The sequence below is a fragment of the Litchfieldia alkalitelluris genome, assembly GCF_002153425.1.
Classification (GTDB): domain Bacteria; phylum Bacillota; class Bacilli; order Bacillales; family Salisediminibacteriaceae; genus Evansella; species Evansella alkalicola.
Window position 1 is genome coordinate 4,216,499 of the sequence record NZ_KZ119600.1, and the last position, 12,200, is coordinate 4,228,698.

Here is a 12,200-nt window from a genome sequence, read left to right on the forward strand (position 1 = left end):
AATTGAATGTCAGAGTCCAAGGTGAAAAACTATCACATCTCTAAAAGGACATGAAAAAAGCCCACCATAATAAATGATGAGCAATTGAAATATTCATTTTAATCTTCAATATTCACTTGAATCCCGAGCAATTTCTCAGAAGCATCGTTATCTGTTAACTCCAAGACTACATGCTTTTCAATGATATCCTTATATTGCTCTTCGTCGAGAATTTGTTTAATTTCGTTAAGCTGATTCTGATTAACAGAAGCTATATACTGTTTATCAGAATCGTTGAATGTGTCATTCAAAACCTTAATCATCTCTGTTTTTTGACGTTCATCAATGCCATCGAATAAACGACTGTCGTGAAATAGAGAATTTATATTATGGTTTCGTCCCTTGAATAACAAAGTCAAGTCATAACAGAATATTTTAACGTTATTGATACCATCCGAGTTATCTGATTCAATCTTCGCATCAATATCAAATCTTTGTAGGTTGTCTCCATCATTATTGTCAATGGTCAAACCTGACGTACTGTCTGGATAAAAGCGTTTAGCCAAAGTACGAAAGAAATTTCTTTGTTCTGCAATTTCGGCATGCATTCGTTCAAGGTAATCATCTGTTTGTTGAGATTGATCAAGCTGGTCCTTCTTAATTTCTCTGATTTTCTCCTTATACTCCGATTGTAGCTCTTGGTATTTCTGCAAATTTTCTCGTTTAGCTTTAAGATTGGACACTTCTTCACTAAGCGAAACAAAAACATCTAAAGCTTGGTGATCACCAAGATATTTCATTAAACGATCTAGTTCTACTTGCATTTTCTTTACTTCTTTTGACTTTTCTTCAACCTCGGATTCAAAACGTGTTTTTTGTTCCAACAGCCTCCGTTTACGATTAGTGACTAGTTTCTCATAAAAGGACTCTAAATCAGTTAAAGTTTTCGATACTGATTCATTAAAATGAATATTAGCTTCTTCATACACCCTTTGTATATCATTAGTATTATCTTTATTCGGTTCAACACTCAAACTTCTCTCAATTGACTTAACATTATTTCCCAGTAAAATAATGTTATTATTGAGCTTGAATAGTCTTTCTTCCACCCGGTCAGCTTTTAATTGAACAGCATGATAATCCTCAGCTACTTTAAAGTTCTTTAAATTCGTCTCAAGCCGCTTAATTTTTTCATCTAGATCAGATATAGTCAGGGAAACATCTTTCTGTCCAGTAAAAAAATCCTTTAGTAAGTCATCATTTCTAAAATTTGATTCTAACTTTTCAATCCGCTGTTTCTCTTTCCTTAATTCATACTTTTTATTCGCTAAATTTATATCTAATCCTAAGAGAAAAGAGTTGTATAACATTTTTTGATAAGGGTTCCGATTAGCGCTTGCTTCATCAAAGTTCAAATAGCTTTCTTTACCTGGACGTATGAAGTATTTAAACAACGATCGAAAAGACAAAAAGGGTATTTTTTCAGGTATATTAAAACATACCTCTTCAACCTTTGAATTAAATCGTTTTACGGGTAACTCTTCATTATTAAGTAATATCCTTCCTGGATTGGCTGTAGATCTAGTAGCTGTGTGATTCTTCCCTTTAATTTCAAATTCCAATGTAAAAGACCAGTCAGTAAGTTCATTGCAAAACGATTTATATCTATCTTTATCAGCGCCTAAACAAAAATGAATAATACTGATTAACAATGACTTTCCGACACCATTGTACGTCTTTCTTATATTTGTTACTGATTCATTTTTCTTTCTGGCTATAATGAAGTTTAATCCACTTTTGTTAAAGTAAACAGTTTTAAAAGTTGGTTGGTTCGCAGATACTTTTATGAGCCGCATTTCATTATACCTCCCCCACTTTCCTCAATAGCACCAAGGGAGTGTAAAAATACAAGTGTAAGTAACAAGTTATCGAAACTATGCTTTGCATCAAAACGATAATCGGATAAATCCTTTTGATATTCGTTCCAGAGATCATCTACTGATTTTTTAGTATCTAGCTTCTTCAATATATATCCGCCGAATCCAAGTAATGACTCTGAAAAATGGGTGTGTTTTGTTGGCATAATCATCTTTCTTCCTCCTCCCTTGGTTCTTCAAATATATCGCAGGTCTCAAAATATTTTGCCATTATAATAATCACGATATTTTGATAAGGTTGAGTTTGTTTGGGACTGAGCTGTTCTACCATGGCCATAAATAATTGATCGCCACTTTTGTTTATCTTTTCCTGTTGATAAACTTCATTCAACTTATCTCTCAATTCATCTGCAACAAAGTAACTGTTGTTTGCTAAATATGCTTCTAAGTTATCGAGTTGTAGACAAGCTGTATCCAGATACCTTGCTACTGTATCAGATAAATTATTGAATTGAATTTTTTTGTCCCAATCAGGTAACACTATTTTTCCATCTTCATTGGAATGTATCGGCAATTCCATAATATGCGAAATTACCTGATTTAATATAGAGTAATCAATATTTTTAATACTACTTGGATCTGGTGGCATACCTACAATATTAAATATTTGATCATCTTCCAATTCAAACAATATATTTTCCAGATCCTTGGCGATAAGAATTGCTGCATCTTCTAAACCATGCTCTACTTTTATTTTTTCCATTTCTTGATCTATATCAGGATGTACCCCATCATATTTATCATTTATTACAAAATAAAACCTATTCACCGGGGACCACTGTTTCATTAAGCCATTAAAATCTGTATGAAGCTTTTTTACCGCACTTGGATAAGATTTTTTTATATCTTCCGGAGCAAAAACTTGATAGTATGTTCCAGTCTGTTTTATATATCCATCATTTTTTCTGTCTCCAATATTCCCCCAAGGTTTAATAGGTTTGAAATCTTTTTCTGCATAATTCATCACAGATGTAAATAGATCTTCAAATGATTGAGCATCACTTTTGTGTATTCTATTTTGAAATATTATTCTTAACATGGTCTTTTCTTGTGAGTTCATGCAAATACTCCCTTATCATTAAACATTCAGCGAGGCCGATTTATTTACGGTTTAAATTCTTAATTATAACTGAAATTTTAACATATTTTTGGTAATTATAATTAACTAAATGTATTCTTTCAGTTGCTTGCCAATAAACCAGCATCTTACTCTCGCTAGAATAGTCAGGTTATTATACTGCTTTCCCAGTCTAATGACATGTTAACCTACTACATGCCAGTGGCTGGCACCCTTAACCCAGATAAAGTGTCAAGTTTTTATGGTGCTAAACCACCATTACTTCAACTTCATTTTACCATAGTTGAACTGTTGACTTGTACATTGAAAGGGACACATTACTGGCTAATTTTTATTAATACGGAGCATAATACACAAACCCACTCGCCTTCACATAAAACCCATCTCCCGGTACATAAATAGCTCCACCAAAGGTATCATAGGTTGTTGTTGTAAAGCCTGGTTGCTCTACTCCTTCCCATGTCAGGCCATCGCCAGAAACATAAAGTGTGCTTTCATTAAAAAGAGCAAACTTCCCCCAAGCTTCCATCCAGATGATATTTTGTGGATTAGCGATACGGTTGTCAGCAAGATCGCCAACATGAGAAAGGTTCGTTTCCGTTAGCTGAGTGGCACTATCATTTAACACACAAAGATTTACATGATAGGTGTTGTTCACATATCGCCATCTCATCACAAACAGTTTTCCATTAACAGAACGAATAAACATGTACCGACTATCATTTGCATCTTCAGGTATAGTCGTATTCCAAAGTCCAGGACTAGATGAACTTGCTGCTGCAATCGATCGGTCACCACCAACCACACCAACAAATTGCCCTTTATGGGTAGTCAGATATCTAAAGATTGGAACACCACCACCGCTTGCTAATGGCCATTCAGTTCTTTCTGTCAGGGAATCAAAACTATAATAAATAGGGGTTTGATTGTACCACCAACTGACAATTCCACTTCCCCTATCCATATCATAGGCACCAGTTGTCATCGCATTTTGTGCTCCAACACAGTATCCAGCATTATGCCAGGTGATGCCGTCAAAAGAAGCGATGATGTTTGCAAACCCTGTGATTTTTGCTATAAATACACCACCGCCAGCATAAAGAATTTCCGGCTCCCCATGTGCCCACCAAGATACATCTACCACTGTCCATTGACCCGTGGTCTTGTTGTAATAGGACATATATGGTGTTTTCGCATAATACACAGCTATTTGTACATTCCCATTATCATAGACATTGATTTGTCTCTCACTTCCATATTGGCTGTAGCCAAAGTCGTAATAATATTTTCTTTGCCAGTTCAAGGTAGGGATAGGAAGAATAAGTTCACCTCTGCCACCAAAAGCTGTCCAGATCGCTAATGTGTTATTGAAATTTCGATCATAACTCACAAACTATCCCTCCGTTTCGGCATGAAAATAGCCCACCACCCGGTAATAGTGATGAGCTACGTTCTAATTGGTACTGCAAATTCATATGAGTCAGTGGCTAATCTTCCACCTGTCACACGTAATAAATCCATATCTGTGTAGTCTGAAGTTAGATGGTTAGCTTTTAAAATCCCTTTAAAATCTGGTCTCCTTTTATCCGGTAATCGACGTGCAAAGGGTCCAAAAAGCCGGTCAGAAACATAAGTCTTTTCTATATCTCGAAATGATAAATGTGGCTTATACCCATTTTGCATTGCTTCAGTTAAAGTTTGTCTCTTCCCACTTAACTCATAAGAAAATGTATACGTGCCATCTTGATGAAGAATTAAGTTACCAACGTAGTAACATTGTTCAGTTTCTTCGTTCTGCCAAATCAACCACAATACATCTGGGGCATTTTTCATTCGAACACTTCCTTTTTTCTTAGAGATAATCCACTTCATCGCTAAACTTCCCTTTATAAAAACATCTCCATATAATTTCTTACTATTTTTTGAACCCCTAATTCTTTTGCATATCTTAAGAGTTGCGGAATATTCTTTTCACTACTCCTGGAATACCTTCTAATTGCTTCGTTTAAAACAGCAACATCCATATTATGTCGGTTACGGGCAATGTCACAAATCGTTCTTTCCTTATTGTAAGTTTTGATTTTTCTTCCAAATATCGTTTCTGCCTCTGTTACCCCCATTAAATAATGGGATCTTTTCACAGTATAAACCTGAATGCCTGACTTTCTTAGATTAGTCCCGTTATAGCCGTATGGTACTGTAACTGACCACTCAAGAGGTATCCTGTCGGTTAAATCATACAGATTTAATGCTGTTTCATGAGAAAAAATTACTCTTTGCCTCTTTACTTGAAGGATATACATTTCATCTTCCAATGCATCCGATGTAACGTATGTACCGTTTGCAACTCTCTCAAGCTTTCCCTCTCGCATTAATAACGTTAAATAATGTCGTGGGATCCCTTTCCTTTCAACTTCCTTTGTAAAAATAAGTCCTTGATTTTCAGCAATTAAATCCTCTAACTGTTCTCGATATCCCATTAAACCAACCTCATTTTTGCTTTTATGCTTTAATTATAAATAATTTGAGCATATATGCAAAAAAACATGAGGACCGTAACTCATACTCTATCCCTCCAACACCTTATCAATCCCAGTAATCCGACCACTGCTATCGGTCGTATAATCATAATTCGCTGTAGTCCCATCTACATAAGTAATCTCAAACCTCGAAGCATCTACCAACAAAGAAGACACTTCTTTTAATAGCAATTCCGAAAAAATATCTTCAAGCGTAATCGATGTTATTCTTCCATTACTGTCCGCAGTGTAACTGTATTGAGCATGGTACTGATGGGTGTCCCCTTTTTCTACTTCATAAGTGACATTAATAGAACTAGCATCGACAGTCAGGTTTTTCACAATCGTGTAGGAAATGCCTAGTTGATTCACTTGGTGTTGAAGACCATCGACGGAACTTCCAACCTGTGTGATTGACGATTCCACTGTATTCATGGAGCTTTCAATTCGATAAAACGTATCAGAGATGCTAGGCCTGTACCTTCCCACTTCTACCCGAATGTTGTATCGATAGAAAGGGTTATACTCCAATGAAATAATCCTCGTTTTCACATTGATACCTAGCGGCTTAAAAACGATATGAACATTGTCGCCAACGGATAGGTTCAAGAGCTTAAAGAAGGAAATATCATAAGAAGAGGCATTTTCCCTCGAGTCATATGACACCGATACATTGGTCACGTTTTTGGAATCCATAACTGCTTTATGTTCCATGCTCCCTCGATGACTACGAATGTTTATTTGATAACCATCGTACTCGAGCTCTCCACCTAAAAGGCCGATGAACTGCATCAGAGCTGCTCGCCTTCTAACGAGCTGATTAATTTTTATATTAATAGTGTCTGTAAATTCAACAATCCCTACGGAAAAAGGAGTACCAGCTAGTAGTAATTCAAGTCCTTCTGCTGGATCTCCGGAAAAATCAAAGTCGTCGATTCTATACCAATCATTATTTAAGGTGTAAGATACATGTTCACAAGTCACCGAACAAATTGGCAGGCTGCCCTGAATTGACTTGTTAATCTGGACAATTTCAAAGAATTGCTCATTTATCTTGGCCAGCTGTTTCGTCTTTAAAGCAAGGGCAGATTTCGCCAGTACCGTAAATGATAGGGTGAACTCTCCTTCTAGCGTTTCTCGAATATTAGCGGTCATAACCTTTTTCACAGTTTGGATCAGGGTGTTCCCTGCATAAACTTCAATCATGGCTTACCTGCCCTCCTTTCTGCCAAGTGTGGTTCACCTATGATTTAGCAACTCCTAAGTTCCTAATGGTTACAGTGTTTTGGTTCCATTGAAGTTGGGCGATAATTCGAGTTAATACCGTTCCATCAATGGTCAAAGGAATAGTCACATCTAGTAGCGATCCGTTTGCTCCTTTGGCTGTCGCACCAATTTCACTATTCAGGTCAAGATCAAAGTCAGTTGGAATCGCACCTTCCATGTCTTTTTCTACATCACTCATCGCACTAGAAAAACCTTCTCCAATCCCTTCACCCATGTTCTCACCAATGCCAGCAAAGACCCTAGAAGGGGAACGAATGCCAAGGACCCCTTTTACATTGCTGACAATCCCACCGACAAAGCTGCCAACCTTATCTTGGATCCAACCAATCATAGAAGAGATCCCATTCCAAAGACCGCGAACAATATCGCGACCAATGGCACCTATAGATAAAACCGCTTTGCCTAGGCCAACGAGGAGAGCGGAAATGACTTGTGGCAATTGAGCAACAAGCTGGGGAATGGCTTGAATAATTCCAGCCGCTAATTGAATAATCAGCTTTACTCCCATCTCGACAATCCTTGGTAAGTTCCCGGTGATAAAGTTGATAAGGGTTAAAATAATAGTAGGCAGTGCTTCGACAAGTCTTGGAAGTGCATTGATTAATCCCAGTGCTAACCCTTCAATAATTTTGAAAGCTGCATCTAAAACCATATCCAAGTTACTGAGGATTGTATTTACAATGACCATGATCGTTTCCACAATGACAGGGATGAGTTCAGGTATGGCTTCTCCAATCCCTTCTGCCAAGGTAACGACCATTACCAGCGCCGCTTCAACTAAGGAAGGTAGATTTTCGACGATGCCATTAACAAGAGCGAGTACCAACTGAAGTGCTCCCTCGGTGATTTGAGGCAGGGCTTCGATAATGCCACTTACTAAAGTCATGATGATGCTTGTTGCCGCTGTAATTAACGTCGGTAAATTCTCGATAATACCGTTCACAAGAGCCATCACTAATTCTGGAGCTACTTCAGCAATCGCTGAAATAAGACCCGTCACCACATCCAATATTCGAGGGAGAATCTCTCCAATCTGTTGAACGGTTTCTTCCGCTCCTTGCTTTAGCTTTTCGGATGCCCCTTCTTGTCCTGTAATAAGACCAGTTAAGCCGTCAAGGATCATCGTAAATCCCGGTAACAATTCAGAAGCGATGTTGTTTTTGACTGCCTGGAATGTTCTTGTGAAATTATCCATCGCATCTGTGTATTCAACAGCTGCATTTACCGCATCTTCACTCATGACGAGTCCGAGTTCATGAGCTTTTTGCTTCAGTTCATCTGTACCTTCCGCTGTTTGGTTGAGTAAAGCTGATAATTCTACAGATGAACTCCCGAGTAGATCATTGGCTACCGCTGCTTTTTCACTTTCATCTGTCATCCCTTGAAGGCCACGAACCGTCATTTCAAAGATTTCTTCACGACTTTTTCCTTGTAAATCCTCCATAGAGATACCTAATCGCTCAAATCTCTTCGCAGCAGAGTCACTTCCGTTAATCGCATCATCGACAGTGTTATTTAGTTTCTTCATACCATTATCTAACGTATCGATACTGGCGCCATTTTGAGATAAAACGTATTCCCATTCCTGATAAGCCTCTTTGGAAAAACCAACTCGTTGACTCGCTTTGTCGATTTCATCCCCTGCTGCAGCCGCATCGTTGGCCATATCGTACAACTTCTTTCCCGCTGTAACTGCTGCAGTTCCAATGGCAGCCATGGCTACACCAATTCCAACCGCTACACCTTTTACAACTGAACCTAACTTTTCAAATTTACCCCCTGCATCATCTGCAGTGTCCGCTGCATCTTTAACTTCATCTCCAAATTTATCAGCTTCACTTCCTGCTTCATCAAAACCTTCACTCGCCGCTTCTAGGGTTCGGTTATTTTCATCTAGCTCACTTTCCATTCCGTTTAGGGCAGCTTTGGCATTGTTCAGCTGAATTTGCCAAGCTTGGGTGCGTTTATCATTTTCGCCAAAGGAAGAAGCCGCATTCTCGAGGGCCTTCTCCAGCGTGCCAATTTTATCTTTCTGGGCATCAATCTCTTTATTAAGTACAGCATTTCTAGCAGTAACCGCCTCAATCGATTTGTCTTGCTTATCAAATTGAGAACTAACGAGTTTCATCTCACTCCCTAGCACTTTAAAGTTTCGGTTGATATCCCTTAAGGCATTTTTAAACTCTTTTTCTCCTTCGACACCAATTTTCAGACCAAAATTATCGGACACATTTCCACCTCCTCTCTTTTAGACATAAAAAAAGAAACCCAGTCTCTGTAACGGGTTCCGTGTATAACTAACTTGTAAATAAACTACTTTTCTTTCCTTGAATCCAATATTCTTTTTGCATTAGCAATCCGTTCTGATTTACTATGCCTCATATCATTGAATACATCTGTTTCATTAAGTATTGTACGTGGAGTAGAAATGATTTTTTTAGCAGCTTCTTCATCTAGAGTAAATGAACTAATATTGGCTTTTGCCTGTCTGTCACCAGTCACACAATCAACTCCTTCTTTTGCTAACAGTATACCTCTAACTAAAAAAAGCTCAACCCACTTTATTTCATTTTAAATCCCAACCGGAATCACATCATCAATCGATATTTCCCTCAGCGGTTTTGCTATTCCAGTAAACTGCTTATGACATTCCCATAGATCCATTAAGTAGCCCAAAGGCATGAGCCAGACTTCTTCTTCTCGACGGTTTAAATGGGCCGTTCCATAATAAAGAAGTCGGATAAACAACTCATCATCGCTTACCCGACTTCCACGTTTTTTTCTGGTTCACTCGCTATATGACGTTTTGTGCCTTTCATCATGCTGACCATGATGGCATTTTTGTACTCTGCTAATTCAAAAGGTGTCGTTAACAGCTCCACCTCATCTTCTTCCAATAATTCCTTCTTGTCATCCTTATTTCTGATATTGTGAATGAGGATGGACTGGTTAGCGAGTAAAGTAACGAGCCAGACAACTTCATCTAAAGCCAATTCAAAGTCCTTGTTCTCCACAAGCTTCGTTCCGAGATTTTCTAAACCGCCATAGCGTTTTGCGATTTCCTTGGTTGCTTTGGTAGTCAAAACGAGCTTATACTTCACCCCACCAATTTCAATGGCTGCACTTCTTTCATTCGCTACCTCATCTACATCAAGAGAGTTCGTCTCTACCTGTTCATTTGTCAATTTTCATCATCCTCCCATAAGCCTCATGCATTTACGATACAATTACAGTCGCAACATCAGTTTTGACATCTGTCGCACCAACGGAACTAAGCACACAATAGTAGTAATACGTTCCAGCAAGTAAGTCTGTTGGAAGATTGAAACTTGCTGATGTTTCTCCATTAATAACCGTTCCACCAGTCGTGCTATCTGTCGTATTTTCATACCACTGATAAGTGATTGGATGGCTTGTATTCACACTTGCTACGACAGAAAGGCTACCTGAAATACTGCCTTCAGTAGTTTCTGTTAACTCTTCAGGCTGAGTCGTAATGGTGATCACGGGTTCCACTGGGGTGAAATCAGGTTCATACACTGCACTAAACCATTCTGAGATTGTTGAAGTCGCAACGCCTGAATCGCCTTCCGTCACCTCTGCCTTCCACGGGTGTTTGCTTTCTCCATCCAATTTGTTTCGTCTAAAAACGGTTCCTTCAATGGTCGGACTACTAAATGTAATCGATTCTCCTTTTGTCGCAAGGCTTGTGGTAGGAATGCTGAAAATCACACGATACAACCAGAAGTAGCGATATCTCCCGTTCGACTTTTTGGCACGAAATCCAATGGCCACCGGATTCCCTCCATCTTCACTTCTTGAAACGATGACGTTATTGCTATCAACTTTACAGCCTGTTAAATCCTGAGCTGCCAGTGGTCCAATGTCGTCAATCCCAAGATTTAAAGTACCGCTTTGAAACTCTTTTACAATTTCAGACGCCCCGTCATCGGCATACAGAATGGCTTCAATCAGCTCAACACTTAGTTCAGCTGTCATTGCTTTTGCTAGTACCTTAGGAGTTCCATAACTCTCAATGCCATTTTCATCTTCTGTAATGTTGGCATAAAATAAACGATCAAGTCCTATCGTTGCCATTTGTTATTCTCCTTCCATAATAAAATTCATTTCATATTCCTTTGCTACATCAATGGAAAAGTGGTGATAACCAGTATCTCTTTCAAAACCAACATAACGTCGGTCGCTAATGGTGAAATCGGCTGCCATTAGTAAATCGACAACTTCATTTTTTCGCTCCATATAATTACGTTTACTAAAAAGAGAAAGGCGAGCTTCTTGTATTTCATGTTGAGGCAGATTATCCGCAAACAACTCAAAAACGTCGCTCATCGGTGTGATGACCAAATACTCATCAGGTGCTTTTTTACTGAAGATCCCTGTTTCAATTGGAATCTCTGTTTGCTTAAGAACCACTTTTATATCTTTTAAAATGCTGTTGTACTTGACCATCCTCTGCCTCCTTCCTGGTTACAATTTACGAATCTCTTCATCTAGCTTTTGTTTCATCACTTCGATAGCTGGCTTTCGACTAGAATTCCTAGCAGGTCTTAAAAAAGGCTTCGGTGGCTGACCAGATTTACCATGTTCGAGAATGTTCGCAAGCTTTGCGTTCGACACGCCATCCCTTCTCGGTTCGTCAAATCCAACCTTCACGTTATACTCACCTTTTCGGTCCACCCCCGCTGGTGTTACACCTAAAGCATTGATTAACTCACCGGTAGAACGGGGATCTTCTTTCAAGTTTTTTCCCACCACTGCTTCAAGATTCGATTTAACCCTGGTTTTCACCACTTCGCCACCCTCTTGTAAAACTCTAGGGATGATTTCATCGGTTTTACCAGCGAGAGAGGATACTTTTAAAAGAAAATCGTCAGGCATTTTAATAGATGCTTTTGCCAAGTCGTTCACCTCCCTACTATGCCTTTGAAGGCTCTATTTTTTCAGCGAGGACCTCCGTGTACATTCCGTTAATGTCTTCTACACTAATAACGGTGTATCTACTTTTATCACAAACAAATAGCATGCCACTTCGAATCTCTAATCCTGGTACCCTTCGAAACTTAAAAATCGCATTGGCATCTGTAAATGCTGCCAAGTTGGCCCACTTCCTTGAACCATGCCGTTCTTCTCGAAAGGCTCTGACACTGGCGACGAAATCGTCTATTTGTGTGACAAAGCCCTCACTATCTTTTGATTGATTTCGATTAAAAATATCGACAAAAATATTCATCTTCCCTAAACTCATCATCCACACCTACCTGCTTAACTTCCTTCTCTACCTTCTCCACACGATTGTCTCTGTTCCGGTTTTTCTTTCTCCCTTTTCGATAACAGCGCTTTTGCTTTTTTCGATGCTGCTTGCTGAATTTCATGAGCCTT

General features: G+C 38.8%; 14 protein-coding genes and 2 pseudogenes. All 16 read right to left on the minus strand.

The genetic code is table 11. The features are described 5' to 3' along the window. Positions 1-98: 98 nt before the first annotated feature. Positions 99-1,835 (minus strand): DUF2326 domain-containing protein, encoded by a 1,737-nt coding sequence (locus BW724_RS19840; protein ID WP_088076852.1) that lies wholly within the window; start codon positions 1,833-1,835, stop codon positions 99-101. After that, positions 1,823-2,068 (minus strand): ABC-three component system middle component 6, encoded by a 246-nt coding sequence (locus BW724_RS19845; protein WP_088076853.1) that lies wholly within the window; start codon positions 2,066-2,068, stop codon positions 1,823-1,825. Before BW724_RS19845 ends, BW724_RS19840 begins: the two co-directional genes overlap by 13 nt. Further along, entirely contained in the window at positions 2,065-2,976 is a 912-nt protein-coding gene (locus BW724_RS19850) for an ABC-three component system protein (RefSeq protein WP_088076854.1), read from the minus strand. Before BW724_RS19850 ends, BW724_RS19845 begins: the two co-directional genes overlap by 4 nt. 352 nt (positions 2,977-3,328) lie before the next feature. After that, positions 3,329-4,384, minus strand: coding sequence for a hypothetical protein (locus BW724_RS19855; protein WP_088076855.1), 1,056 nt, complete (start codon positions 4,382-4,384; stop codon positions 3,329-3,331). A 65-nt stretch (positions 4,385-4,449) separates the two neighbouring features. Continuing rightward, positions 4,450-4,827: pseudogene (locus tag BW724_RS19860) on the minus strand (DNA-binding protein); the annotation flags it as partial. Positions 4,828-4,880: 53 nt separating this feature from the next. Next, positions 4,881-5,474, minus strand: coding sequence for a type IV toxin-antitoxin system AbiEi family antitoxin domain-containing protein (locus tag BW724_RS19865; protein WP_088076856.1), 594 nt, complete (start codon positions 5,472-5,474; stop codon positions 4,881-4,883). An 87-nt stretch (positions 5,475-5,561) separates the two neighbouring features. After that, complete coding sequence (locus BW724_RS19870) at positions 5,562-6,719, minus strand: phage tail protein (protein ID WP_088076857.1); 1,158 nt, start codon at positions 6,717-6,719, stop codon at positions 5,562-5,564. 37 nt (positions 6,720-6,756) lie between these two features. Further along, complete coding sequence (locus BW724_RS19875) at positions 6,757-9,030, minus strand: phage tail protein (RefSeq protein ID WP_088076858.1); 2,274 nt, start codon at positions 9,028-9,030, stop codon at positions 6,757-6,759. An 83-nt stretch (positions 9,031-9,113) separates the two neighbouring features. Then, complete coding sequence (locus tag BW724_RS19880; protein WP_088076859.1) at positions 9,114-9,302, minus strand: hypothetical protein; 189 nt, start codon at positions 9,300-9,302, stop codon at positions 9,114-9,116. A gap of 69 nt (positions 9,303-9,371) precedes the next feature. Beyond that, positions 9,372-9,548 (minus strand): hypothetical protein, encoded by a 177-nt coding sequence (locus BW724_RS23775; protein ID WP_176371491.1) that lies wholly within the window; start codon positions 9,546-9,548, stop codon positions 9,372-9,374. An 11-nt stretch (positions 9,549-9,559) separates the two neighbouring features. Continuing rightward, positions 9,560-9,985 carry a hypothetical protein gene (locus BW724_RS19885; protein WP_088076860.1) on the minus strand — a complete coding sequence of 142 codons (426 nt, stop codon included), beginning with the start codon at positions 9,983-9,985 and terminating at the stop codon, positions 9,560-9,562. 337 nt (positions 9,986-10,322) lie between these two features. Then, positions 10,323-10,898 (minus strand): annotated as a pseudogene (locus BW724_RS19890) (major tail protein); the annotation flags it as partial. 3 nt (positions 10,899-10,901) lie between these two features. Further along, a complete protein-coding gene (locus tag BW724_RS19895; protein ID WP_088076862.1) occupies positions 10,902-11,270 on the minus strand; it encodes a hypothetical protein in 369 nt (122 codons plus the stop codon). An 18-nt stretch (positions 11,271-11,288) separates the two neighbouring features. Further along, on the minus strand, positions 11,289-11,720 hold the full coding sequence (locus BW724_RS19900; protein WP_088076863.1) for an HK97-gp10 family putative phage morphogenesis protein: 432 nt from the start codon (positions 11,718-11,720) through the stop codon (positions 11,289-11,291). Between the two features lie 16 nt (positions 11,721-11,736). After that, the gene (locus tag BW724_RS19905; RefSeq protein WP_235849029.1) at positions 11,737-12,051 is read right to left on the minus strand and encodes a phage head completion protein; all 315 of its coding nucleotides are present in this window, start codon (positions 12,049-12,051) and stop codon (positions 11,737-11,739) included. Continuing rightward, positions 12,026-12,193 (minus strand): hypothetical protein, encoded by a 168-nt coding sequence (locus BW724_RS23780; protein WP_176371492.1) that lies wholly within the window; start codon positions 12,191-12,193, stop codon positions 12,026-12,028. The genes BW724_RS19905 and BW724_RS23780 overlap by 26 nt, the downstream gene beginning before the upstream one ends. Between the last annotated feature and the right edge of the window lie 7 nt (positions 12,194-12,200).